Source organism: Corallococcus sp. NCSPR001 (assembly GCF_017309135.1).
Taxonomy (GTDB): Bacteria; Myxococcota; Myxococcia; order Myxococcales; family Myxococcaceae; genus Corallococcus.
Window position 1 is genome coordinate 200,010 of the sequence record NZ_JAFIMS010000001.1, and the last position, 25,304, is coordinate 225,313.

Annotated in this window: 21 protein-coding genes; 8 read left to right on the forward strand and 13 right to left on the reverse strand. The window is 70.3% G+C overall.

All coding sequences use genetic code 11. The annotated features are described in order from the left end of the window. Window positions 1–28 precede the first annotated feature (28 nt). From JYJ93_RS40750 to JYJ93_RS00915, 10 genes are all read right to left on the reverse strand, one after another. Window positions 29–1,534: an AgmX/PglI C-terminal domain-containing protein gene (locus tag JYJ93_RS40750; RefSeq protein WP_206785836.1), complete on the reverse strand. Its 1,506-nt coding sequence runs from the start codon at window positions 1,532–1,534 to the stop codon at window positions 29–31. A gap of 217 nt (window positions 1,535–1,751) precedes the next feature. Continuing rightward, the gene (locus JYJ93_RS00875) at window positions 1,752–2,837 is read right to left on the reverse strand and encodes an aldo/keto reductase (RefSeq protein WP_206785839.1); all 1,086 of its coding nucleotides are present in this window, start codon (window positions 2,835–2,837) and stop codon (window positions 1,752–1,754) included. A 138-nt stretch (window positions 2,838–2,975) separates the two neighbouring features. After that, window positions 2,976–3,575 carry a RedB protein gene (locus tag JYJ93_RS00880; RefSeq protein WP_206785840.1) on the reverse strand — a complete coding sequence of 200 codons (600 nt, stop codon included), beginning with the start codon at window positions 3,573–3,575 and terminating at the stop codon, window positions 2,976–2,978. Between the two features lie 196 nt (window positions 3,576–3,771). Next, the gene (locus JYJ93_RS00885) at window positions 3,772–4,107 is read right to left on the reverse strand and encodes an HPF/RaiA family ribosome-associated protein (RefSeq protein ID WP_206785842.1); all 336 of its coding nucleotides are present in this window, start codon (window positions 4,105–4,107) and stop codon (window positions 3,772–3,774) included. A 157-nt stretch (window positions 4,108–4,264) separates the two neighbouring features. Continuing rightward, window positions 4,265–5,674: a S41 family peptidase gene (locus tag JYJ93_RS00890; RefSeq protein ID WP_206785844.1), complete on the reverse strand. Its 1,410-nt coding sequence runs from the start codon at window positions 5,672–5,674 to the stop codon at window positions 4,265–4,267. A 47-nt stretch (window positions 5,675–5,721) separates the two neighbouring features. Then, on the reverse strand, window positions 5,722–7,140 hold the full coding sequence (locus JYJ93_RS00895; protein WP_206786096.1) for a DUF2079 domain-containing protein: 1,419 nt from the start codon (window positions 7,138–7,140) through the stop codon (window positions 5,722–5,724). A 54-nt stretch (window positions 7,141–7,194) separates the two neighbouring features. Continuing rightward, window positions 7,195–7,830, reverse strand: a complete 636-nt coding sequence (locus JYJ93_RS00900) for a DUF1360 domain-containing protein (protein ID WP_206785846.1) — start codon at window positions 7,828–7,830, stop codon at window positions 7,195–7,197. Between the two features lie 95 nt (window positions 7,831–7,925). Further along, window positions 7,926–8,933 (reverse strand): zinc-dependent alcohol dehydrogenase family protein, encoded by a 1,008-nt coding sequence (locus JYJ93_RS00905; RefSeq protein WP_206785847.1) that lies wholly within the window; start codon window positions 8,931–8,933, stop codon window positions 7,926–7,928. A 52-nt stretch (window positions 8,934–8,985) separates the two neighbouring features. Continuing rightward, window positions 8,986–9,828, reverse strand: coding sequence for a DUF2807 domain-containing protein (locus tag JYJ93_RS00910; protein WP_206785848.1), 843 nt, complete (start codon window positions 9,826–9,828; stop codon window positions 8,986–8,988). Window positions 9,829–9,861: 33 nt separating this feature from the next. Beyond that, a complete protein-coding gene (locus tag JYJ93_RS00915; RefSeq protein ID WP_206785849.1) occupies window positions 9,862–11,283 on the reverse strand; it encodes a hypothetical protein in 1,422 nt (473 codons plus the stop codon). Between the two features lie 125 nt (window positions 11,284–11,408). Here JYJ93_RS00915 and JYJ93_RS00920 point away from each other — a divergent pair, with 125 nt between their 5' ends. Then, window positions 11,409–12,335 (forward strand): aldo/keto reductase, encoded by a 927-nt coding sequence (locus JYJ93_RS00920; RefSeq protein WP_206785850.1) that lies wholly within the window; start codon window positions 11,409–11,411, stop codon window positions 12,333–12,335. Here JYJ93_RS00920 and JYJ93_RS00925 read toward each other — a convergent pair whose 3' ends face one another. After that, entirely contained in the window at window positions 12,336–12,839 is a 504-nt protein-coding gene (locus tag JYJ93_RS00925) for a hypothetical protein (RefSeq protein ID WP_206785851.1), read from the reverse strand. It lies immediately after the preceding gene. 167 nt (window positions 12,840–13,006) lie between these two features. Here JYJ93_RS00925 and JYJ93_RS00930 point away from each other — a divergent pair, with 167 nt between their 5' ends. The 6 genes from JYJ93_RS00930 to JYJ93_RS00955 all read left to right on the forward strand — a co-directional run bounded on the left by JYJ93_RS00930 (window position 13,007) and on the right by JYJ93_RS00955 (window position 19,028). Next, complete coding sequence (locus tag JYJ93_RS00930) at window positions 13,007–13,528, forward strand: pyridoxamine 5'-phosphate oxidase family protein (protein ID WP_206785852.1); 522 nt, start codon at window positions 13,007–13,009, stop codon at window positions 13,526–13,528. Between the two features lie 432 nt (window positions 13,529–13,960). Further along, the gene (locus JYJ93_RS00935; RefSeq protein WP_206785853.1) at window positions 13,961–15,295 is read left to right on the forward strand and encodes an inositol-3-phosphate synthase; all 1,335 of its coding nucleotides are present in this window, start codon (window positions 13,961–13,963) and stop codon (window positions 15,293–15,295) included. Then, window positions 15,273–16,208: a phosphatase PAP2 family protein gene (locus JYJ93_RS00940; protein WP_206785854.1), complete on the forward strand. Its 936-nt coding sequence runs from the start codon at window positions 15,273–15,275 to the stop codon at window positions 16,206–16,208. The genes JYJ93_RS00935 and JYJ93_RS00940 overlap by 23 nt, the downstream gene beginning before the upstream one ends. Continuing rightward, a complete protein-coding gene (locus tag JYJ93_RS00945; RefSeq protein ID WP_206785855.1) occupies window positions 16,201–17,442 on the forward strand; it encodes a GtrA family protein in 1,242 nt (413 codons plus the stop codon). The genes JYJ93_RS00940 and JYJ93_RS00945 overlap by 8 nt, the downstream gene beginning before the upstream one ends. Next, entirely contained in the window at window positions 17,432–18,427 is a 996-nt protein-coding gene (locus tag JYJ93_RS00950) for a hypothetical protein (protein ID WP_206785857.1), read from the forward strand. The genes JYJ93_RS00945 and JYJ93_RS00950 overlap by 11 nt, the downstream gene beginning before the upstream one ends. Before the next feature lie 19 nt (window positions 18,428–18,446). Beyond that, window positions 18,447–19,028: a dual specificity protein phosphatase family protein gene (locus tag JYJ93_RS00955; RefSeq protein ID WP_206785859.1), complete on the forward strand. Its 582-nt coding sequence runs from the start codon at window positions 18,447–18,449 to the stop codon at window positions 19,026–19,028. Between the two features lie 10 nt (window positions 19,029–19,038). On the opposite strand, the gene JYJ93_RS00960 is transcribed toward JYJ93_RS00955, so the two are convergent. Both JYJ93_RS00960 and JYJ93_RS00965 read right to left on the reverse strand, forming a co-directional pair. Then, window positions 19,039–19,674, reverse strand: a complete 636-nt coding sequence (locus tag JYJ93_RS00960) for a sterol desaturase family protein (protein WP_206785861.1) — start codon at window positions 19,672–19,674, stop codon at window positions 19,039–19,041. A 198-nt stretch (window positions 19,675–19,872) separates the two neighbouring features. Beyond that, complete coding sequence (locus JYJ93_RS00965) at window positions 19,873–22,362, reverse strand: MMPL family transporter (protein ID WP_206785862.1); 2,490 nt, start codon at window positions 22,360–22,362, stop codon at window positions 19,873–19,875. 425 nt (window positions 22,363–22,787) lie between these two features. Between JYJ93_RS00965 and JYJ93_RS00970 the strand changes: the two genes are divergently transcribed. After that, complete coding sequence (locus JYJ93_RS00970) at window positions 22,788–25,235, forward strand: MMPL family transporter (protein ID WP_242543606.1); 2,448 nt, start codon at window positions 22,788–22,790, stop codon at window positions 25,233–25,235. Window positions 25,236–25,304 lie beyond the last annotated feature (69 nt).

The following is a 25,304-nucleotide window of genomic DNA, read 5'->3' on the forward strand; positions in this document are numbered from 1 at the left end:
TTCGTGAATGTTTTGATTGTCCAGGGGGCTAGAAGACGAAGGGGTAGTGCACGGGGGCGTTCATGGCGACGCGGTGCACGGGGAACTTCCAGCCGCGCACCTGGTCCTCGATGCAGCCGGCGAGCGGGGAGCCCTTCAGGGCCTCGGTCTCCATGGACACGCCGGAGACGGTGCCGGCGGGGTCCACGGACCAGCGCAGCTGGAAGCGGCCGCCGTTCTCCAGGGCGGTGCCGGTCTTGAAGTTCTGGACGCAGGCGGCGATGGCGGGCTGGTTCGTGACGACCACGTTGGTGATGTCCGAGGGCGCGAGCTGCTCGCGCTCGGAGGTCGGGGCCGGCGGGATGTAGACGGTCTTCTCCTGGGCCTGCTTCGGGGCGGAGGCCTCCGGGGACTCCGCTTCGTCGGTGAAGCCGAGCTCGCGGGCGAAGTCCTCGTCGATTTCGGATTCGGGCGGCGCGGCCTCTTCGGCCGCGGCTTCGGCGGCGGCCTGACGGGCCAGGGCCATCTCCTCCTCGGAGATTTCGCTGCCGAAGGACATCTCGCGGACCTCGCCGGTGTCCTCGGGCGCTTCGAGCGTGGCCGCTCGCTGGGCCACGGGGGCCTTCTTCGGCGTCACCGCGGCGGGCTTCGTGGACGGCGTGGGGTCCGGGGCCAGCGTGTGCAGGCCGGTGGTCAGGCCCGCGCTCGCGGGGCCCGACAGGACAGGCGTGTTCGGAGTGAGGGCCTGCGCAGCGCGCTGCGCGTCCGTCAGCGCGGGCGTGTTCACGGCGCCCGCGATGGACTGCGAGAGGTCCTGCGTACCCGCCTGGATGCCGGGGACACCGTAGAAGCCCTGCGTGGACATGGCGCCCTGCTGACCCGTAGCGGAGCCCTGCGTGCCCGGCGCGGCCACGGTGCCAGTCAGGACCTGCGCTTGCGGCATGAGCTGCGTCTCATCCTTCGACGTGAGCCGCAGGCCCGCGACGACGAGGAGACCCGCGGCGAGCGCGCCCATCGCCACGGCGCTGACGAAGGACATGGGGCTCATGCCGAGGATGCGCGTGGACGCATCGGCGATGGCGGGCGGAGGAGGCTCGGGCGCCACGGGGGCGTACGGCATCCACGGCTGCGGCGCGTAGGCTTCGGCCGGAGAGCCGGGCGTGGCCCAGGCGGGCGACGGCGGCGTGGCATCCCACGACGTCACGGCGCCGCAGGAGGCGTCAGACGTGGACTCGTCCGCGCGCAGCCACTCCGGGATGACGACGTTCGCGGCCTCGGCGGACAGCGTGAGCTGGGGCTCGACGTCGTCGTTGGAGGGAGGCGGCAGCGACTGGAGCCAGGTCTCCTCGGTGGAGGCCAGGTCGAGCAGCGCGCGCAGCGGGCCGGTCGCGAAGGACTCCGGCACGATGATCTCTTCTTCTTCGGAGGTCTCGGAGGAGAGCGCGCGATCCAGGCACGCATCCAGCTCGGCTTCGAAGGTCTCGGGGTCGCGGGAGAAATCCGAACCGCCTACCTGCGCCCGCGAAGACACATCACCTGTCAGTAGCTCGCTCACGCCACCCTCCCCGCCGCCCGTACCGCGCCAGACCGCCCCAACCACCGACTCACTGCCAGGGGGCCGATGTTAGGAACGACCCCCGTCCGCGCTACCGCGAGCGTCCGCCCGTGAACGCTTCAGCGGCCATTTGCCCCCGCGCGAGGCCCGAAACGTAAGGCCCCGCACTCCACACTGTGCGCCGGTGTGCCGACAGGGTCTGGCTTTCCCCAGATGATCAGTACCGGGGGGCGCCTGCCTTGGGCGTCAGGTTGCTGGGCGGGGCCTGGACCCCGTTCACGCGCAGGCCCGCGTGCATGAAGGACGGCGCGCCCTGGAGGAAGGCCGCCGGGAAGTTGAGCGTGGGCTGGGATTCGTCATCCAGCGCCTTCACCTGCTCCGGCGTCAGCTTCACGTCCAGCGCGCCCAGGTTGTTGTCCAGCTGCTCCAGCGTGCGCGCCCCCAGGATGGTGGACGCCACGCCCGGCCGGCCCTGCACCCAGGCCAGCGACACTCGCGCCACCGAGGTGTTCTGCTCCTTCGCCACGCGCTGGAGCACGTCGATGAGCCTGTAGGTCTTCTCGTTGAGCGACGCCTCCGCCCACGCACCCCGGTCCGCCTTCTGCTTGCCCGCGTTCTCCCGCGTGTACTTGCCGCTCAGCACGCCGCTGCGCAGCGGCGACCACGGCGTCACGCCCAGCCCCAGCTCCCGTGCCATCGGGATGAGCTCGCCCTCCACCGTGCGCTCCAGCAGCGAGTACTCGATCTGCAACGCCACCAGCGGCGCCCAGCCCCGGAAGAAGGCCGTCACCTGCGCCTGCGCCACCTTCCACGCGGGCGTGTCGGAGAAGCCCACGTAGCGGACCTTTCCGGAGCGCACCAGGTCGTCCAGCGCCCGCATCGTCTCCTCGATGGGCGTGTTCGCGTCCCAGGCGTGCATCCAGTACAGGTCGATGTAGTCCGTCTGAAGCCGGCGCAGCGACTCATCGCACGCCGCCATCACCGACTTGCGGCCCGCGCCGCCGCCGTTCGGATCCCTCTCGAAGAGGTTGCCGAAGAACTTCGTGGCGATGACCACCCGGTCGCGCTTCGCCGGATGCTTCCCGATGTGGTCCCCGATGATCTTCTCCGCGTGCCCGAACGTGTACACGTTCGCCGTGTCGATGAAGTTCCCGCCCCGCTCGATGAAGCGGTCCAGGATGGCGTTGGAGGTCTCCACGCTGCTGCCCCAGCCCAGGTCCTCGCCGAACGTCATGGCGCCCAGGCAGAAGGGACTGACGCGCAGGCCGGAGCGGCCCAGGGTGACGTAGTGGTCGAGCGACATGGGCGGTCTTCCTCGGGGATGGGAAAGCGCGCGGAGCCAATCCCAGACGCCTCCACCACGCCAACCGCTCCTGCCCCGGACGTCCAACGCCAGACATGCTCCCGCGTCCAACCGCTCAACGCAGGACATCCGCGCGCTTCAGCGCTCCCGGCGCTCCTCCAGCGCGCAGCCATACACCGGCGTGCCGCCACCTTCGCCGTCCTCTCGCAGCACGCGCTCCAGCGCCTCGCGTCCGGGGCTGTCACCCACGTGCCCTCGCGCCACCGTGATGCCTCCGCTGAAGCGCAGGCGCCCGTCCGCGCCGTAGAGCACCACGTGCCCGGAGGTCGTCGCGCCGAAACGCTTCGCCTCCACGCCGTCCGGGTCGCTCAGCACCGTGACGCCCGGGATGCTCGCGGCCGTGCGCCACAGGTCGCCCTGTTCCCAGCCATCCTCCAGTCCCTCCGGACGCAGGAACAGGACGAAGGCGTCCGCGCGTCCCTCCCCGTGCGTCAGCACCTCCGCCAGCTCCGACAGGCTCGCCCGCGTGCAGGTGCACTTCGGATGCGCGAGCATCACCAGCACCGGACGTCCCGCCCGCCGCGTCAGCCGCGTTCCCTCGGGCCACGTCTCCGCCGTCGCGGGCGCGGCGCCCGGCGTCATCGAGTACCGGGCCAGCGCCACGACGCCCGTGCCGATTCCGCCCACCCACAGCGCTCCCGCGAGCATCAGCCAGCCCCGGCTGGAAGGCCTCTTCATTCCGAGCGACTCCTGGGAGGTGTCCGTCCCCCGTGACGCTACCGGCAAGCGCCCCGGCGCCATCGCGCCCTCCAGGGCCGGGTCAGTGTCCGGTGCCCGTGTTTCGCGGTGGGTCATCGTCTTCCGAGGAGCGCTGTCCCTCGGCAGGAGCGCGCCGGCCGTGGAGCCCGGAGGCCCCACGGTCAGCCTGCGATGACTAGCGGTGGTGCGCGTGCTGGCGGTCCGCGTGGTGTTGCAACTGGCGTCGCGCGGCCTCGAACGCGTCGGTGACGGCCTGGTAGGCATCCGCGTGGGCCGCGAGTTCCGCTGGCTCCCGGTCCGCGATGATGTCCCTGCCCGGCACGTGCAGCTCCACGCGCACGTGGAAGCGGTGCCCCTGGGCGTGGTGGCGGTGGGGTTCCTCCACCACCACGTTGCAGCCGGTGATGCCGTCGTGGAACTGCTCCAGCTTCTCCGCCTGGTCGCGGATGTGCTCGTTGAGGGTGTCGCTCGTCTCCATGCCCCGGTAGGTGATTCGCAGTGCGCGCTTCATCGTCCGCCTCGGGTAGGGCTCCGTGCTCTGGAGCCGGTGTGGATTCAAGGCATTGCATGAGCCCGGCCAACGTCCCGGGCCCACGGAAATACCTATAACGGCCCCCATCCACCGGGGCATGACGGGACACGCGCCCCGGTGCGTGGGGCACGTTGACTCACGGCAGCTTGCGCAAGCGGGGCAGCAGCTCCGCCACGGGCCGGCCCAGGTCCTCCGCGTCCAGGTACACCTGCACGGCGTGTCCCACGCCCTCCACGGGGTCGGCGAAATAATTGCGCTTGGTAGGCACCACCCACGCGAAACCCGTGCGCGGCAGCACGAAGCTTGGCGCGTTGCCGTAGGTGAGGAAGCCTCCGGTCCGCTCGCCCACCATCGGTGCGCCCGTGGCGCGGTGCAGGGCGTAGGCTCCGCTCTCTCCCGAGGACGCGGAGTTCCGGTCCACCAGCACCACGATGCGCCCCGTGAAGGGCGTCTTCGCGTGGCCCTCCACGCGGCCGCTGTCGAACACGGGCCGCGAGGGCTCTGGCTTCACCGGCCACTTCGCACGGAGGGCTTCACGTTCGGCCTTCGCTTCCGGCGTGTCCAACCGGCCATCCATGGCCTGCCGCTGCACGCGCGAGTTCCATTCGAAGCAGGGATAGAAGGCGCCGTGCATCCACACCTCCCCCGAGGAGAACCACGGCCCGCGCACCATCGCGTCCAGCCACTCGTACACATAGCCGTCGTTGCCGCCGCTGTTGCCGCGCAGGTCGAACACCAGCAGCTTGTGCTTGCGGTGCCTTGGCGCGTCCGCGACGAACCGGCGCAGCCCGGCTTCGGCCTCGGGCGGCCCTGAGAAGCGGCGGATCGTGATGATGCCCACGTCGCCCTTCGGTTCGTACGTATAGGTGTCCTTCGGCTCGAAGGTCAGAGACGGAGTCACGGGGCGCACCGTGAGCGCCACGGACGTGTCACCGCACTGGAGCGTCCGTGCATCGCCCCCGCCTCGCGCGGACACCGTGAGCCGCTGTCCCCGGGTGCCCTCCGGCTTCAGCACCGGCGCCACCCGCAGCGTGTCCACCTGCGCGCCCGCCACGGTGTTCGCGTCGCAGGACGTGAGCGGGAGCCCCGGAGGTGCGTCGGCCTGGTACTCGCGGAAGGCGAGCCGTGGCTCCTCGCGCAGCAGGCTCAGGAGGCCGGACGGACCGAAGTGGTTGTCCGTCAGCGCCTCGCGGATGGCGATGGTGGGCGTGAGGACGCCGTCCTGGAAGGACACGGTGGGCCCGGACGCGGCCACCTTCGCGCTCCAGTCCTGGAGGAAGGCATCCGGATCAAAGCCGCGGTGCGCGAGCAGCTCCGGCCAGCCGGAGTACGTGGTGCGCAGGAGCTGGTGCAGGAAGCGCACGTCCTCCGCCAGCGCGGCGCTGTCCACGCGCGTGTCGGGCGTGGGCTTCGGCCGGCGGAAGGCCTCGTGCAGCAAGGGGCTCTCCGGGTCATAGCAATACGCGGCGCCGGTGGTCCGCGAGTCCAGGTACGGGGAGGGGGCCGCGGCCGTCAGCAAGGCACCCACTAGCAGGGGAAGAGACATGTCCCCATTACGGCACGGTCCACGAGGTCATTGCCTGCGAACGGGCCTCAGCGACTCGCGGTGAAGTGTCCTCGCGCGAGGAAGACGTGCGCGTCGTCGATGAGCACCTGGGTGCCCGGCCCCGAGCGCCACACGTCGATGAGCTCCTCCATGCGTCCGGCGGGCAGCGGCCAGATGCTGCCAGCAGGGGGCTTCTCCACCAGCACCAGGTCGTAGACGAGATCATCGAGCTGCGGTCCGCCCACCGCGAAGACGTCGTCCCGTGCACCCACCTCCGCGATGAACTGGCCCTCCAGCAGTACCCGGCCTCCCGGATTCGCGGCCAGGACGTCCAGCGCCTGCTGGACGCTCGCGAGGCGCGGGCCCGTGGCCGGACAGTGCGCGGGGAAGACCTCCGGCGTGAAGGTGGTGCGCCACGCGGAGCGCACGGTGTTGTCGTTGGTCGTGTAGAGCAGCAGTCCCGTCGTCAGCAGCACCCAGGCCGGTGGACGGTGCTGGCGCAGGAGCGGCAGGAACAGCATCACCGCGGCGGCCATCAGGGGCGCGCCGTACTGGAACCGCCACGCCATGCCCATGAAGCGGATGGCCAGCATGGGCAGGAGCAGCACCAGCCACAGCGGATCCGGCCTCCACTGGCGGCGCCATGCCCAGAGGCTCAAGGGGACGAAGGCCACCAGCAGCGTGCCCATGCGCGAGAGCTGCTTTCCGGCCAGCCGCTCCCGCAGGTACGCGCCCCACGCCTGTCCCTGCTCCGGCAGCAGCCGCGAGCGGTAGTCCACCGTCTGCCCCAGCCACCCCGAGCGCCCCACGAACACGAACGCGAGCCACGCCGCGGACAGCGCGAACACCGCCAGCGCGGCCCGCCGTTCGCCGCGAAGCCAGAGGCCTCCGGCGAGCACCAGTCCCACGAAGGGGAACTCCTCCTTGCACGCGAACAGCAGCACCAGCGCGCCCAGCATCCACCCCGTGCGCTTGAGGCCATACGCCACCGCGAGCCACGTCCACGGCAGCATGGCCCACGTGGTGGGATGGATGGGAAAGGTGAGCGCGGCCGTCGTCCCCGGGTTGAACAGCAGCAGCGCGCCCAGGAGCGCGGTGGAGGTCCGGTCCAGCAGCCCTCGCGCCTGGAGCCACACGAGCGGCGCGAGCGACAGCAGGACGAAGGCCGCTTCCGCCACGAGCCCCGCCCACTTCGCGGGCAGCACCGTGACGAGCGGCCGGGCCAGCCACAGCACCGGGTCGAAGTGGTCCGCGAACACGTGGACCTGCCGGACGCTGAGCCAGGGATTCGGCTCCTGGAAGGACAGACGCGCCAGGGCCTGGGTGTAGATGCCCAGGTCATAGCTCGCGAAGCAGAGGCGCGCGGCCTGAAGCCATACCGGCATCACCACCACGCCCAGCCACGACAGCACCAGCCCCGGCAGCAGGAGCTGCTCCCACAATCGCTGTCGGACCGAAACAGTCATCACGGACGCGCGGCATCCAAACTCCAAACATCCTCGCGGTCCACCTTCCGGAGGTCAGCTCGGGGACGGGATGGGCGCGCGGCCCGGCTCCACCACCTGCGGTCCCCGCCCGGGGAGCTGCACGTCGGCGTCGGCCTCGGCCTCGCGCTGCTGCCGCTTCGCCAGCATCTGCGCCTGCGAACGGGTGCGGTGCAGGCTCTCGCCCAGCCATTCATAGGCCCGGTGGAGGTAGAACGACGCGCCGCTCAGCGCGAAGATGGAGGCCACGAACCGCGTCTGACGGGGACGCAGCGTGGCGGACATGAGGAAGGACGCGGCCACCCACGGGCTCAGGCAGAAGGGGCAGTCCAGCAGCTCGCCCATCACGCGACGGAACCCCGTGCCACGGGCCTGCTCACTCACCTCTCCCGCGCTGGCGTTGCCCTTGAACCGCGTGAACGGGGCGCGCACCACCGCCGTGACCTTGTCCGCCGCCACCACCCGGGTGACGACGTGCGTGGCGATGCCAAGCAGCGCGAGGTCGGAGCCGCTGAACCGCTCGGGGAGGCTCCGCCCCGACGCCCCCATCCAGCCCAGGAAGCCCAGCACCGTCGTGCTGAAGGTCCCCAGCAAGATGGCGTACGAGCCCAGCGGGTGCGTCTTCTCCAGGTCATACCCTTCGAACGGTCCCGTCTCCTGAATCGCTTTCATGGGGTGCACATCCTCCGTGCCGCCAAAGCTGTGCATTCCCTCGCGTTCGAAGCATCCAGGCGGACAGGCGCGCGGGCACTCGCTCCAGCGCGGCCCTACTCCGCAAGCGCCATGTCCAGGACCGCGGCCCCTCGCACGCGGCCTTCGCGCAGGGCCTGGAGCGCCTCGTTGGCGGCGGACAGGGGAAACACCTGGACCTCCGTGCGCACCGGCACTCGCGGCGCCAACGCCAGGAAGTCCATGGCGTCCTGTCGCGTGAGGTTCGCCACCGAGCGCACCCCACGCTCCTCCCACAACACCGAATAGGGGAACGACGGGATGTCACTCATGTGGATGCCGCCGCACACCACCACGCCGCCCTTGTCCACGGCCTTCAGCGCGGCGGGCACCAGCGCGCCCACCGGAGCGAAGAGGATGGCCGCGTCCAGCGGCTCCGGCGGCAGCGTGTCCGAGCTTCCCGCCCATACCGCGCCCAGCTCCCGCGCGAACGCCTGGCCCTTCGCGTCGCCCTCGCGCGTGAAGGCATGCACGCGGCGCCCCTGGTGCCGCGCCACCTGGATGAGGATGTGCGCGGCGGCGCCAAAGCCATACAGCCCCAACCTGGGGCCCTCTCCCGCCATGCGCAGGCTGCGAAAGCCGATGAGCCCCGCGCACATCAGCGGCGCGGCCTCCACGTCGCGGTACGACGGCGGTAGCGGGAAGCAGAAGCGCGCATCCGCGACGGTGTACTCCGCGAAGCCCCCGTCGATGTCGTAGCCGGTGAAGCGCGCCGTGTCGCAGAGGTTCTCCCGGCCGGAGCGGCAGAAGCGGCACTGCCCGCAGCTCCACCCCAGCCACGGCACGCCCACCCGCAGCCCGGGGGCGAAGCCCTCCACCCGCGCGCCCGCCGCCACCACCGTGGCCACGATTTCGTGGCCCGGCACCAGCGGCAGCTTCGGGCGCGTCAGCTCGCCGTCCACCACGTGCAGGTCCGTGCGGCACACCGCGCAGGCCTGCACCTTCAACAGCACCTGCTCCGGCCCGGGCTCCGGAATGGGCCGCTCCTCCTGCCGCAGGCGCTGTCCAGGTGCGTGGAGCACCATCGCCCGCATGGTCGCCGCCATGGCCCGCCTGCCTCCCCACCCGCGCACGTCACGGGTGTCGAAGACAAGCTAGTCAGTGCCAGGTGATCCGGCCGCTGCCGCTGGCCCGCACCTGGGTCGACAGCGCGTGGCCGTACAGGTCCACGTTCCCCGACGAGTCGAGCACGACGGTCACCCCGCCCCCGTCCACGTACGCGGTGACGGCGCCCGAGCTCCGCGACGTGATGTTCACGTCCACGGCCCGGAGGCCCGTGGCCCCGAGCCCACCGCTGCCATCCAGCCAGGCGTCGAGCCGGTTGGTGGCGCCCTTGAGCGTCGTGAAGCCGGAGCCGTCCACCCGGGAGCGCACCTGCTTCGCGGACCCCTCGAACTTCAGGTCGCCGGAGCCGGACTGGGACAGGTCCACCCACTCGGCCAGGCCTTCACCGGCCGCGCACAGCTCCATGCTCCCGGAGCCGCTGAGCTTCGCATCCAGCGTGCGCACCCCGCCGCAGAAGCTCAGGGAGCCGGAGCCCTTCGCCACCAGCCGCACGTCCTCCTTCACGTGCTCGAAGCCCTCCACGCGCAGGGAGCCGGAGCCGTCCTGCGTCGCGCCAATCATGCGCGGCACGAGTACCTCCACGCGCGCCGGGCCCCGGGGCGCGAACGAGCCGTCCGTCTCGATGACCAGCGTGTTGCCGGAGGACACGAAGGTGCGCACGTGGCGCTGGAGGTTCTCATCCAGCGTGACCTTCACGTCCGGCACCTCGCCTTCACGAATCACCACCTCCAGCGAGCCCCGGTTCTCCACGGTGGAGAAGTCCGTCGCCGCGCGCGACTCCGTGACGGTGTTGCCGTCGCCCTGGATTTCATCCGTGAAGTAGCAGCCGGACAGCAGCCCCGCCGCGAGCGCGGCCCATCCCAAACGCTTCCACATGTTCCCCTCCCGTACTTCGAATCAGATGCCGCGTCAGAGCTGCACGCCCAGCAGGACGCCCGGCCACACACGCACGGTGGTGCGTCCCCCGTCGGAGACGCTGCGCCACTCGGGCCCGATGCCCAGCTCCTCCCAACGGTCCCCGTTGTCCCAGGTCACGAGCGTGTTGCCGGTGACGCCGCCGATGAGCGCGAACCGCTTCGCCACCTGCCAGCCCGCCACCAGCCGCAACTGTCCCAGCACGTTCAAGCCGTCGCCATCGCGAAAGAGGTTGTCCGTGTGCACGCCGCTGCCAATGACATCCAGGTCGAAGAACAATGGCCCCGCGGGGATGTGCGCGCCAAAGCCCATGCCTCCCACGTAACGGCGGCGGTGCGTGTCCGTCCCCGGGTTGAAGCCCAGCGTCAGCAGCGTGTGGAAGTGCCGGCCGCCGAACTTCACCGCGACGTTGGTGTACGCGATGTCGCTGGCCCACAGCTGCAGGTTCGCCTGGCCATTGCCGATGAAGCTGAGCAGGCCCAGCGCCTCGCCCTGGGACTCCCGCGCGACGTTGATCAACCCCAGCTGGAGGCCATCCACCTTGCCCGCGACGTTGATCAACCCCACCTGCGCGCCGGACACGTCCCCGCCCACGTTGAGGAGCGACAGCTGCGCGCCCTCCATCCGGCCCGCGTAGTTGAGCCCCGAGGAGGCCTGGAGGCCCGACATCGTCGAAGCGATGTTCGCGCCCGCCGAGAACTGCGCGCCCTTGAACGACGCGGTCGCGATGTTCGCGCCCACGGAGAACTGGCCCCCCACGCCGCCCGAGCCCGCGATGTTCGCGCCCACGGAGAACTGGCCGCCAGCCAGCTCGCCGCCGGCCACGTTGCCGCCCACGGCGAACTGACCGGCCACCGCCGAGCCCTTCACCACGTTGAGGCCCACCGAGGCCTGGAGGCCGTCCAGCTCGCCCGTGACGATGTTGCCGCCCACGGCGAACTGCGCGCCGGACGCGGTGCCGCGCACCACGTTGGCCCCAAGCGTGAGCTGCACGCCGGACAGGTCCTCGCCCACCCAGTTCGCGCCCAGGGACATGGCCGCGCCGTCCACCCGCTTCGCATGCGTCGCGAGCGCCCCCAGCGCGAACGTGGTCACCAACCGCTCCGTGGCCGTGCCCGCCGTGCTCACGTGCGGAAGGGCCATCAGCACCACCGGGACGTGGATCTCCTCCGTGTCCGAGCGCTGCTGGGCCACCGCCGCGGGCCGCGCGGGCTCACCGCCCGTCGCCGCCTCCACGAGGGGCGCGGGAGACAGCGCGGACACCGGGACCGCGACGACCGTGGGCGCCGGTGTCTCCTGCGCGGGAGCGGCGTACGACTCAGGGGTGGCGGTTCCTTCCTTCCGCTCCTCGGCCCCGGCCGCTCCCGCCGCCACCGCGACCATCACCCCGACACACACCGCGACCTTGCGCTTCATCGCCTGGACCTTCCTCAAAAAGGGATTCGGCGAAGGGAACACCGCGGCCCTCCAGAACTGTCACCTGCCCGTCTTCCCCCTTACGAAGCCCGGTGTCCGGCGCCCCCGGCCGCTACGCTCTCCCCATGCGCCCGTCCCGTCCTCCCCACCCGTCCCGCCGCGAGGTCCTGGTGGCGGGCATCGGCGCCGCGCTCGCGCCGCCCCTCTCCGCCCTTGCCCGGAGTCCCCGCATGCTCACCCGCCCCATCCCCAGCTCCGGCGAAGCCCTGCCCGTCATCGGCATGGGCACCTGGCAGACCTTCGACGTCGGCGGCGCCGCGAACGAACGCGCGCCCCTGGCCCAGGTCCTCCAGAAGTTCTTCGCCTCGGGCGCGCGCCTCATCGACTCGTCCCCCATGTACGGCCGCTCCGAGGCCGTCGTGGGCGACCTGCTGAAGCAGTCCGGCCAGGAGCAGACCCCGTTCCTCGCCACCAAGGTCTGGACGCGCGGCAAGGCGGAAGGGGCGGCGCAGATGCAGGCGTCCCTCCAGAAGATGGGCCACGGCCGCATGGACCTGATGCAGGTGCACAACCTGCTGGACGTGGACGTGCACCTGCCCGTGCTGCGGGAGATGAAGGCCGCGAAGAAGATCCGCTACCTGGGCGTCACCCACTACCAGCGCGGCGCCTTCGACGACCTGGAGAAGCACATCCAAGGCAGCAAGCTGGACTTCGTGCAGCTGCCCTACTCGCTCGCGATGCGCGACGCCGAGGCGCGCCTGCTGCCCGCGGCGAAGGAGCACGGCGTGGCCGTGCTCGTCATGGAGCCCTTCGACAAGGGCAACCTCTTCCGCAAGATGAAGGGGAAGCCCCTGCCGGACTGGGCCGCGGAGTTCGACTGCACGAGCTGGGCCCAGTTCTTCCTCAAGTTCATCCTGGGCCACCCCGCAGTGAACTGCCCCATCCCCGCCACGTCCGACCCCGCCCACCTGGAGGACAACGTGAAGGCGGGCTTCGGACGGCTGCCGGACGAGAAGCTCCGCGCGCGGATGGTGAAGCTCCTCGAGTCCTGACTACGGGTCCGCCAGCTCCGGTGAAGGCGAGTAGCGCAGCTCCCCGCCCGGCTCCAGCACCAGCCCGGTGCCGGGCTCGCCGGCCTCGTCGTCGCGCCCCACCTCCAGCACGCTGTCCTCCGCGTCCCACTGGCCCAGGTAGTACTCGCCGCCCGCGGCCATGCACGCGCGCCCTTCGGAGACCACCGTCTCCACCACTTCCTTCTTGTCGCTGGTGAGCCGGTAGAGCGTCCACGTCTTGCCGTCCTCGCGGAAGCCCTTCACCAGGTCCGCCAGCTCCTCGTCGCGAGGCGCGCCGCCCGCCTTCTCCTCGCGCGTCCACTGGCGCGGCTCCTTCGCCGGCTGCGTCTTCTGCCACGCCCGCGCCAGCTCCAGCAGCTTCTGCTGGGCCGCGTCCTGGAGCGCGTGCATCGCGTCCGGCAGCTCAATCTCCTCCAGCGCCAGCAGGGCCGTCTCCAGTTGCAGCGCCTTCAGGCTCCACTCGTTCCACGCGGTCTTCAGCATCCCTTGTCGCTCCCGGCCGTCACGCCTCGTTCCGAAGGACGAAACAAGCGAGCGGGCCCGGCACGCCCCCTATCACACGCCCGGCTGCCGGGGTGCCGACCCGGCGGTGCGGACGATGTTCGCTCTCCAACCGCTGCCTACCTTCAACCGCCAAGGGAGGCGAGCACATGACGACGACGACGAAGAGTCCGCAGGACGTGGTGGAGCACCTGGGCAAGCTCATCCACGGCATCAAGGTCGCGATGATGACGACCGTGGACACCGACGGCAGCCTGCGCAGCCGGCCGATGTGGACCTATGACAAGGACTTCGACGGGGAGCTGTGGTTCTTCACCAACGACCACACCCACAAGGTGGACGAGGTGCAGAAGGACCACCATGTCAGCCTCGCCTACTCGGACCCCACGCGGGACCGGTACGTGTCCGTCAGCGGCCGCTGCGCGCTGATCCACGACAAGGCCAAGGCCAAGGAGCTGTGGAACCCCGCCCTCAAGGCCTGGTTCCCCCAGGGGCTGGATGATCCGAACCTGGCCCTGCTGCGCGTCTCCGTCGAGAAGGCCGAGTACTGGGACACGCCCAACAGCAAGATGGTCCAGTTGGTCGGGTTCGTGAAAGCCGTCCTCACCGGCGACAAGTACCACCCGGGCGACAACCAGAAGCTCGACCGGGGCGCCCCCCGCCACAACTGACGGGACGCCGGACAGGGGCCGCCGGAAACCCGGCGGCTCCCAGGCTCTCAAAGCCTGACACGTGTGTCAGGGGGTGTGTGAAAGCAGGACAGCCTCAGACCCGTACCACCCCAGCCCACCCGGCAGGCGCACCCGAGGGGGCCCGCCGTGGTGGGCGAGACTTTTGTCACATGGTCGCTGTTTCTCTGACAGCGCCGTTCGTCCTGGCTTGTAGCGAGGCCCCGGCCCGAGTCATGCAGCCGGGCGCCGCCGTGGTACGAGCCGGACACCGTCCACACATCACGTTGAAGTGACAGACGGTTTAGAGTATCAACCATCCGCTTTCGAGATTTTCCACCTTCCGTCCGGCAGCCTGCCGGCACCGGATGGACGGACTCGGAGACGCTCATTACGGGCGGAGCGAATTTCCCGCCTTTCGAAGGAATCAGGACGATGGAGAACAAGAAGAAGGTCGCGAAGCCCGAGGGCAAGCTGGCGGTGCTCATCCCGGGCCTGGGCGCGGTTTCCACCACGCTGATGGCGGGTGTGGAGCTGGCGCGGCAGGGCAAGGGCGCCCCCATCGGCTCGCTCACGCAGATGGGCACGGCCCGTCTGGGCAAGCGCACCGACGGCCGCACCGTGAAGCTCAACGAGCTGGTGCCGCTGGCCACCCTGGATGACGTCGTCTTCGGCGCGTGGGACATCATCAGCGAGGACGCCTACCAGGTGGCCGTGCGCTCGGGCGTGCTGACGGACAAGCACCTGGAGCAGGTGAAGCCCTTCCTCCAGGGCATCAAGCCCAAGCCGGGCGTGCACGACCCGGAGTTCGTGCGCCGCATCGCCGCGAACCACATCAAGGCCACCAAGACGCACCGCGAGAGCATCGAGGCCATCCGCCAGGACATCCGGGACTTCAAGAAGGAGCTCAACGCCAAGCGCGCCGTGATGGTGGTGTGCAGCAGCGTGGAGACCTTCCGCCCACTGCCGGAGGCCTTCCAGTCGCTGGCCAACTTCGAGAAGGCGCTGGACGCCAACAGCCCGGACATCAACCCCACAGCGCTCTACACCTACGCGGCCATCAAGGAAGGCGTGCCCTTCGCCAACGGGACGCCGAACGCCTCCGTGGACACGCCCGCGCTGCAGGAGATGGCCAGGCTGGAGGGCGCGCCCGTCGCGGGCCGTGACCTCAAGAGCGGCCAGACGATGATGAAGACGGTCATCGCGCCCGCGCTCAAGGCGCGCATGCTGGGCCTGGAGGGGTGGTTCTCCACCAACATCCTGGGCAACCGTGACGGCGAGGTGCTGGATGATCCGGCGGCCTTCAAGGCCAAGGAAGTGACCAAGTCGAGCGTGCTCGACACCATCCTGCAGCCGGACCTGTACCCGGAGCTGTACAACAAGTACTCGCACAAGGTGTCGATCCACTACTACCCGCCCCGCGGCGACGCGAAGGAGGGTTGGGACAACATCGACATCACCGGGTGGCTGGGCTACCCGATGCAGATCAAGGTCAACTTCCTCTGCCGCGACTCCATCCTGGCGGCGCCGCTCGTGCTGGACATCGCGCTGTTCCTGGACCTGGCGAAGCGGATGGAGTGGCGGGGCATCCAGGAGTGGATGTCCTTCTACTTCAAGAGCCCCATGGCCCACCCGGGCCTGCCGGTGGAGCACGACCTGTTCATCCAGCTGACCAAGCTGAAGAACACGCTGCGCGTCGTCGCGGGCGAAGAGCCCATCACGCACCTGGGGATGGACTACTACGGGGATGACCTCCCGCTCTCCCGCTAAGAAGGACTCCGCGTTCAAGTGGCTCGTCACCGTCATGGCGGCGGGCCACTTCGCGCTGGTCGTCTCCACCGGAAGGGTCCGGTGGGAGCACGTCGCGGCGGACCTGCTGCTGGTGGTGCTGGCCTGGGCCGGCGCCGGCCCGCGGCGGTTCCTCCGCGGCGCGTTTCCGCTGTGGCTCACCGGCATGATCCTGGACAGCCAGGCGCTGTGGCTGGGGGTGCGCGGCACCATCCACACCGGCGACCTGTGGAACCTGGAGAAGCTGCTGTTCCCCGCCCCGGGCGGCACGCACTGGCCCGAGTGGTGGTCGCGTCACCCCAACACCCCGTTGGACCTTTTGTGCGGCTGGGCCTACGCGGCCTACATCTACGAGGTCTTCCTCGTGGCGCTGTGGTTCTTCTTCAAGAAGGACGCGCGGTTCGAACAGTTGTGCTGGGCCTTCTTCCTGGTGAACGCCATTGGCGTGGTCACCTACGTCATCTACCCCGCGGCTCCCCCCTGGTACATCCTGAAGTACGGGCCGGGGCTCGCGAACCTGGCGGCGCCACCCAGTCCGGCGGGCACCGCGCGCTTCGATGCCTTCTTCGGCATCCACTACTTCGCGAACTTCTACGGCCGCAACCCCAACGTCTTCGGGGCCATGCCGTCGCTGCACGCGGCCTACCCGCTGATGATGGTGCTCGTCCTCTGGCACAAGGGCCCCGCGTGGCGCGTGGGCACAGGTTTGTTCGCGCTGCTCGTCGCTTTTTCCGCCGTGTATCTCACGCACCACTACGTCCTCGACGTGCTCGCGGGAGCCACCGCGGCGGTCGTGGCCTTCGTCGTCGTGAGGGCTGTCTTCGCAAGACGGGCCATGGAAGCGCCTGGAGTGGCGCCCGTGACCCTGCCGTCTGGAGGGAACACCCGTGCATGACAACATGCTGGCCTTGCTGAGTGGAGACCTGTCCCCTTCGGCGCGCATCTGGACCGCGCTCGCGCCCGCGCTGTTCGCGGTCGCGTACTTCCTCGTGGGCCTGGTGCTCTTCTGTATCCGGTGTGCCATCAAGGGCATCCCCCGGGACGCGGAGACGCTGACGCGCGGCAAATCGGTGCTGGTGGGCTTCTTCCTGCGCCACTACTTCTTCTGGGTCATCCAGCCCCTGTGGACGGTGCTCCTGCGCTCGGGCCTGCCGGCCAACGCGCTGTCCATGCTGTCGGGCCTGCTGGGCGTGTCGTCCGGCGTGGCGGTGGCGGCGGGCCGCTTCGCGCTGGGCGGCTGGCTGTTCCTCTTCGCGGGCGTGCTGGACGTGATGGACGGCCGCGTGGCGCGCACCCGCAAGGAGGCGAACCCCGCGGGCGCGGCGCTGGACTCCGTGCTGGACCGTTACGTGGACTCCGCCATCCTGATGGGCCTGGCCTGGTACTACCGGGACACCTGGGTGCTCTTGCCCGCGCTGGGCGCGCTGATGGGCTCCTCGCTGGTGCCGTACGTGCGCGCCAAGGGTGAAGGCCTGGGCGTGAGCGTGCGCGACGGCGCGATGCAGCGGCTGGAGCGGGTGCTGTTCCTGGGCGTGGGCACGGCGCTGTCCCCCATCCTGGAGGCGCTGTTCTGGCCGCAGGAGAAGCACCCCATGCACTGGCTGGCGGTGGCGGGCCTCGTCTTCGTGGCCATCCTGAGCAACGTCACGGCGGTGTCGCGCTTCCGCACGCTGGTGCGGGCCCTGACGCCCAAGAAGCCGGTGAAGCAGCGCTCGGGCGTGGCGCTGTTCGGCTTCAACGCGGCGGCGGGCGCCATCGCCACGGCGGTGGACTTCGTGGCGGTGCTGGGCATGGTGGAGTGGGGAGGCCTCTCCCCGGTGTGGGCCACGGTGGCCGGCTGCGTGCTGGGCGGCGTGGTGAACTACACCCTCAACCGGCTCATCACCTTCCGCAGCCAGGGGGCGGTGGCGCCGCAGCTGGCGCGCTACACGCTGGTGAGCGCGACCAGCGCCCTGCTCAACGCGGGCGGCGTGGCGCTGCTCACGCTGCACCCGCAGCTGGCGTACGCGCTGGGCTGGTGGGTGGTGCGCGGCGTCGTGTACTTCGCGTGGAACCTGCCCCTGCAGCGCGACTACGTCTTCAACGACACCTCGGACGAGCTCCTGGAGCAGCGGCCCCATGCGGCGTGACGCGCTCGCCCGCGGCTTGAGGGCCCTGCTGGTGGGGGCCCTGCTTTCGCTCCCAGGGGTGGCGGCGGCGGGTGGCGTGTTGAAGGTGTCGTTGGACTCCAGCGATCGGTACGGGGAGAGCTTCTCCTTCGTCGCGGACGCGGACGACGGCACCTACGTGACGGTGAACCTGTCGGTGACGAACATCGGGCCGGGGTCGCGCACGGGCATCTGCCGCGCCACGGTGCTGCGGCCGGGCAAGGCGGCCTGGGCGCCGCAGACGCGCCTGGGCGCGAAGGAGTGGAGCTACGACCCGGACAGCGACACGCTGAAGCTGGGCACGTGCTCCGCCCGGGCGACGGACACGGGCCTGACGGTGGACGCGGCGTTGGACAACGGCCGGGTGACGCTGGAGTACGCGAAGAAGCCCGAGCCGTGGTCGCCGGAGGGCTCCGTGGTGGAGAACGGCAAGGACCGCTACCGCCACGAGGTGCTGCTGGGCGGCAGCCCCGTGAAGGTGACGCTCCAGGCGCCCAAGACGGCGGCGGTGGTGCTGACGGGCGGAGGGTACGCGGACCACTCGCGCAGCACGGTGGCGCCGGCGAAGCTCGCGAAGCGCTGGGTGCGCTTCCGTGCGCTCAAGGGGCCGCAGCACGCGGTGGTGCTGGGGCGCGAGGGCCAGGAGGGCGACTACGCGCCCGTGTACGTCTGGGAGGACAAGGGGGCCGCGAAGCTCCTGGAGTCCTTCACGCTCACGCAGACGGGAGCGAAGGAGAAGAGCACGTGGCGGGCGGAGCTCACCGACCGCGACGGCAAGCCGGCGATGACGTTGCGCGGCACCTCCCTTCTGCAGCGCAGCGCGCCGGTGGAGTCGCTGGGCGTGCTGAGCGGGCTGGTGCGGCCGGTGGTGGGCTCGCCGGTGACGTACCTGCTGCGGGGCGTGATGGAGCGTCCGGGCAAGGCGCCGGTGGACGGCCTGATGGAAGTGACGTTGGAAGGCGAGTAGCGGAGCAGGGGTTTTCAGCGTGAGCGAGTCGTTGCTGCGGTCGGTGCATCACGTCCCCGGGGTCCGGGGGTTCGTGCGCAAGCAGGTGCTGCGGGTGGTGGCGCGCGGGGTGGAGTGGACCACCAAGCTGCCCGGCAAGCGCGCCCTCAACGTGTCCCAGGTGAACCCGTGGCTGCACGTGGGCGGCAGCGTGTCCCGCGCGCGCTACGGCGAGTTGAAGGCCCGGGGCATCACCTGCGTCATCGACCTGCGCGCGGAGCGCTGGGACGACCGCGAGGCGCTGGCGGCGCTGGGCATCGAGCTGCTCCACCTGCCGGTGACGGACCGCTATCCCCCGTCCGTGGAGCAGCTGTCGCAAGGCGTGCGCTGGGCGCTGCCCCGGCTGGACGCGGGCGGCGTGCTGTACGCGCACTGCGAGCACGGCGTGGGACGCGGGCCGCTGATGGGGCTGGCGGTGATGGTGGCACGCGGCTGGGACGCGCCGGAGGCGTACCGGGCGGTGCGCCACGCGCGCTGGCAGGCGACCCTCAACGACCGGCAGCTGCGGGGGCTCGCGGACTTCGTGGCCGCGTGGACGGGCGTGCCGGAGAAGGCCGCCTAGGCTCCCCGCCTCAGGGCCTCACGCCGGCGCCGTCCTTGGGAGGCGCTTCGCCGCGCGACGCTTCGTTCGCGGGCCGCCGTCCGCCGCTCCCCATCAGCGAGTCCATCCACCGGTTGCTGATGCCGAAGTTGCGGTCCGGCGTCGCGAAGTGGTGCGCCATGTGGTGCGCTCGCAGCGCCTTGCCCCAGGCCGTGCGCGGCGTGCGGTGGTGCGTGGCCCAGTGGAGCGTGTCGTAGGTCACGTAGCCCCAGACGATGCCCACGAAGTACGGGAGCATCTGCGCCGGACGCCCCACCATCCACAGCGACACCCCGATGAGGGACGACAGCGGGACGGTGACGATGAGCGGCATCACCAGCCGCTGGGCGTCGTCCGGGTACTTGTGGTGGTAGCCGTGGGCAATCTCATGCACCCGCTGGGTGAGCGGGCCCTTGCCCTCCCAATGGAAGAAGAACCGGTGGATGCCGTACTCCATGACGATCCACGTCAGCAGGCCCAACGGGATGAACAGGACGCTCATCCCCACGGTCGTCCGTCCCCCCCAGAGGCCCCACGCGAGCAGGCCCACCGTGAGCGGGATGTAGAGGAGGACCGGAACCGCCGGGTGCAGCTTCGAGGCTGCCTCCATGAAGGCGTTCTCGAACATCCGGCCGGATTGATGCCTGAAGTATGGGCGCCCCATACCGGGTGAAGATTGGGCCGGAGACAGCCGGGTGCCCATGCCCGTCCGTCCCTCCGCGGTGTCGGCTTGCGGACCGGCCCCGGCCCCTCCGGACGCCATGAAAAAAGGCCCCGGCGTACGATGCCGGGGCCTTCCTGCCTGCACGGGCCTGCTTCGCGCGGATCAGCTCTCCGCGGGGCGCTGGCTCTCGTCGCCGCCGGGCGCCGGGGTGGACGTGGCGCTGCTGTGCTTGTTGCGCCAGCGGTCCACCAGCAGGAGCAGCGCGGGGAAGCCCACCAGCACGATGACCATGTTCACCGCGAAGCCCAGGTTGGCCAGGTCGCCAATGGAGTTGAGGCCCGGGTGCTTGGCGAACACGAGCGCCAGGAAGCCGATGGCGCTCGTGAGCAGGCCGCCCGTGATGGCCCGGCCCGTCTCCGCGTAGACGGTGACGAAGTCCGCGCCCGGCTCGCCCAGGCGCTCAATCAGGTGCACGCCCGCGTCCACCGTCGTTCCGATGAGCACCGGGATGACGACGATGTTCAGGTAGTTGAACTGCAGGCCCATGAGGGACATCAGGCCCACCAGCGCCGCGATGGAGAGCAGCGTGGGCAGCATGCAGATGACCGCGTTGCGCAGGGAGCCCAGCGTCAGCCACATGGCCAGGAAGACGCTGACCACCGCGGCCACCAGGATGCGCGGGCCCTCGGAGGCCACCATGTCCAGGATGTCCGCCAGGATGAGCGCCTCGCCCGCCGCGGACACCTGGCTGCCGTCTGGCATCTGGAGGTTGCGGACCTCCTTGGTGAAGCGCCGCGTGCCCGCGCCGTCCGACAGGCTCACGTTCGCGTAGACGAGCACCACGCCGCCCTTCTGGCCGGCCGCGGGCTCGAACTGGCGTCGCAGGCCCACCGGCAGGTCCTCGCGCGTGAAGGGCTGCGCGGCCGTCATCTTCACCGCGCGCACCAGGTCGTCGCGCTGGGCCTTGTCCACGCGCTCCGGGTCGATGCGCTGGAGCTTCTTGTGGATGGACTGGAGCAGCGCGTGCTTCTCCGCCTGCTGCGGGGGCACCAGGTCCTCCAGCGCGCCCACGAAGTCGATGGTGGAGTCCTTGCCGAACTTCTCCTTGCGCGCCTGGAGCTGCTTGACCACCTCGCGCTCCATCGACTCCGAGTCCGTCAGCACCACCACCGGCGTCGCCGAATAGCCCAGGATGTGGTCGATGCGCCGGTCCAGCCGCACGCTCGGCAGCGACACGTCATCCAGCTTCGTGGAGTCGTAGTTGAAGCTCACCCGGTACGCCTGGCTGATGAGCCCCACCAGCACCACGCCGATGACGATGGCCACCGCGCGGTAGTGGCGCGGCAGGAAGCGCGCGAGCATCGCCATGGGCCCGGACTGCGACGAGTGCTCGCGCGGCACCCAGCCCCAGCGCGACACCAGCCCCAGCAGCGCCGGCAGGATGAGCAGGTACGACGCCACGCTCACCATCATGCCCACCGCGGCGATGACGCCGAACTCGTGGAACGCCCTGAACTCCGACCACGACAGGCTGAGGAACGTGAGCGCCGCCACCAGCGCGGAGATGAGCGCGGAGAAGCCCGTGTGCCGGAACGTCTCCCGCACCGCCTCCTCGGACGTCATGCCCTCCGAGCGCAGCGTGCCCCACCGCCCCAACAGGTGGATGCCGTGCTCCACGCCCAGGCCGCCCAGCACCGCCGCGAGGAAGCCCGTCAGGAGGTTCACCTGCCCGTACGCGATGCCCACGAAGCCGTAGGTCCACGCGAGGCCCGCGACCACCGGCACCATGGTGAGGCCCACGGACAGGCCGCTGCGGAAGTGGAAGATGAGGTAGGCCAGCAGCAGCACCAGCGCCAGCGTGGACGCGCGCGCCAGGTCGCCGGTGATGACCGCCTGCTGGTCGATCTTCTTCTTGAACGTGCCGGTGACGGCCGTGTGGAAGCCGGGGCCGTACTTCGACAGGTCCTGCTTCGCCAGGTAGTCCTCCACCTGGGAGATGACCGTCTTGGAGTAGCCCAGGTCCGCGGAGGAGCCCCTGGCCTTGAGGAGCATCACCACCATGCGCTCCTGCGGATCCAGGTAGTACGTGCTCCCCTGCCCCGCGAGCCGCATGTTCGCGCCGCCGGTGTACTTCTTCTGGATGTCGCTGAAGTCCAGCGACGGGGGCGCCTCTTCCTCCAGGCGCACGAAGAGCGGGTTGGCCTGCTCCTTCTCCCACGCGAAGCGTGCGTCGATGCGCTGCTCGATGGTCTTCAGGTCCGGCAGGTCCACGTAGTAGAGGCCGCGCTCGTCGAAGAACTGGCTGGGCCGCTGCGCGTTGACGAAGCGGATCTCCGACAGCGTCGCCAGCTTCGGCGCCATGTCATCCACGAACTGCTGGAGCTGCTCCGGCTCCGCGCCGATGCCGGCCACCACCACGTTGCCCTGGCCGCCGAAGCGCGTGCGCAGCTTCTCCAGGTCCTGGACGGACTGGAACGACTTGGGCAGCAGGTTCGCCAGGTCCGCGTTGAGGCGCAGGTCGCGTGCGAAGAAGGTGCCCAGGCCCGTGAGGACCAGCGTCACGAACAACGCCACCCAGGGCCTCTGGTGGCTGCGGGCCGCCAGGGAGCCCATCGCCGCCTCGAACCGTCCGGACCACCGCGTCTCACTCATGGATGTGATTTCCTGCTGAAAGCCCGCGCCTGACGGCCGGGGACAACCTTGAGCCCGAACGAACCGGGCCGCTCACGCGTATATGCCTCGGGCCACCGTGCGTCCAGGCATCGGCCCGGGGCCTCCACCGGCCGCATGCCCGGCATGGGGAACAAGGGGCGCATCAACAAACGCCGCCATGTATGCCGCCCGGGCGCGAAGCCCGCCAGGGGATCCGCTTCTCCTCTGGGGATTGAGGCATTTTGCCCCACCCTTCCGGCCTTGGCGGACGGGCGGAGCGACCCCTCGGGCCGCCGTGTCGGAGGATCGCGGCATGGCCAGCTTCTGCTTCGACATGGGCCCTGCCAGGAGGCAGGCGCCGCTGGGAGGCATGGTCGATGGCCTCGAACCCGTCGTCAGCAGCGGAGCGCACGTGGATGCTCCGGATGGAGCGCACGATGGGTGCGCTGGCCGCGCACAACCACCGCCGGCCCTTCACGGCGCTCGTCTGCGCGCTCGTGCTGTCCGTCGTGGGGCTTCTGTCCGCGCGACACCTGACCCTCAACGCGAACCTGGTGGACCTGCTGCCCCGGTCGTTCGAAAGCGTGCAGGCCATCCACACGCTGGAGGAGCGCTTCGGCGCCCAGGGGTGGGTGGTGGTGGTGGGCGAGGACGGGGACCCGGCGCAGCTCCAGCGATTCGCGGAGGACCTGGCGCCGAAGCTGGAGGCGCTGCCGGGCATCCGCTACGTGGAGATCACCCGCCCCAGCAGCTTCTTCCGCGACCACGCGCTCTACTTCCTGTCGCCCGAGGACCTGAAGGAGGTGGAGCGCCGCATCGACGCGCGCCTCACCTGGGAGAAGGCGCGCGCCAACCCGCTCTTCGTGCCGCTGGATGACGCCCCGCCCCCGTCGCTGGACTTCTCCGACCTGGAGAAGAAGTACGGCGGCGACGCGGTGACGCGCCTGTCCAGCCACCCCAGCGACTACTACCTGGATCCCGCCGCGCGCCGCGTGGTGGTGCTGGCCAAGCCGGAGGTGTCGTCCGCGGACCTCACCTTCTCCACGAAGATCGTCGAGGAGGTGCAGGGCGTCCTGCGGCAGCAGGACCTGTCGAAGTACGGGCCCGGCTTCCACACGGCCATCACCGGTTCGTTCCAGAAGAAGATGGATCAACAGGCGCAGATCACCCGCGACGTGGCGGTGTCCTCCACGGTGGCCACGGTGCTGGTGCTGCTCTACCTGTTCCTGCACTTCCGCAGCGCGCTCGCGGTGGGGATGGTGCTGGCGCCGGTGGGCGCGGGCCTCGCCTGGACCTACGGGCTGGTGGCCGTGGCGTACGGCCGCGTGAACCTGCTCACGGCCTTCCTGGGCGCCATCCTGGGCGGCCTGGGCGTGGAGCACGGCATCCACCTGTTGGGCCGCTACCTCACGCTGCGCGGCGAGGGCCGGACCTCCGAGCAGGCCACGCGGGAATCGTTCACGCACACGGGCGGCGCGGCGCTGGTGTCCGCGCTGGTGGCGGCGCTCACCTTCTTCGTCCTGGGCACGTCCAAGCTCACGGCGTTCCGCGAGTTCGGCGTCATCGCGGGCGTGGGCATGCTGGTGCTCATCCTCGCGTACGTGCTGGTGCTGCCGGCGGTGCTGGGGCTGGGGGCGCGCTGGCGCTGGAGGCCGCGCGCGAACGCCACGGAGACGACGGAGGCGCCGCTGGGCCGCGTCATCATGCACCGGCGAGGGCTGCTCACCGCCGTGTCCGCGCTCGTCGTGGCGGGCCTGCTCACGCAGCTGCCGCGCCTGCGGTTCGACTACGACATCGGCTCGCTTCAGGACCAGCGGCTGAGCTCGTTCGTGCTGGACCGCGCCGTCAACCAGCTCATCGGCTATTCGCAGGTGCCGCTGGTGGTGCTCACGCGCTCGCGCGCGGAGGAGGCCGCGGTCGTCCGGGAGCTCCAGGAGCGCAAGCGGGAGCGGGGCAAGGACTCCACGGTGGACTTCGTCGCGGCGCTCGCGAGCCTGGTGCCCCCGCGGCAGGCGGAGAAGCAGGCCATCCTGAAGGACATCGGGAAGCTGGTGGAGGACGTGCCCGAAGGGCAGCTCACCCCGGAGCAGCGCGGGCAGCTGGCGGAGCTGCGCAGGCAGGTGCGCTCGAAGCCCTTCACGGAGGCGGACCTGCCCTCCAGCGTGCGCCAGCAGTTCCAGGGACGCGGCGGCCCGGGCACCGGCTTCGTGCTGGTGTATCCGTCCGCGGACCAGTCCGACGGACAGGCCATGCGCCGGCTGGCGAAGGAGGTCCGCGGCATGACGCTGCCGGATGGCCGGCCGGCGGTGGTGGCCGGTGAGGCCATGGTGCAGGCGGACATCTTCAACATGGTGTCGCACGAGGCGCCGTTCATCCTGCTGGGCTCCACGCTCATGGTGCTGCTGGCCATGTGGATGACGCTGGGCGGCCTGCGCACCGCGCTCCTGTGCCTGATGCCCACGGTGGTGTCGCTGTTCGCGGTGCTGGGGCTGATGCCGCTGCTGCACATGGAGTTCAACTACCTCAACATCCTGGTCATCCCGGTGCTCATCGGGACGACGGTGGACGCGGGCGTGCACCTCATCACGCGGCTCGCGTCGCCGCGCAGCGACTTCGTGCGGGTGTATTCGGAGACGGGGAAGGCCATCTGCGGCGGCCTGCTCACGAGCGCGGTGGGCTTCGGCGCGCTGCTGCTCGCGGACCACCCGGGCCTCAACTCGATTGGCGCCCTGGCCAACGTGGGGTTCGGGATGAACCTGCTCATCATGCTGGTGACCTTCCCGGCGCTGTTGCTGGTGCTCTCCGAGCGCAAGCGGCGCCACCGTGCGGTTCCCCCGCGCCCCATGGGTGAGCAACTCATGAGGGATGGCTGAAGGGTCCTCCAGCGGCCCACGCCCACCCATCAGGCCGAGGCGTCGTCCGTCTGGCCCCACACCCGCGAG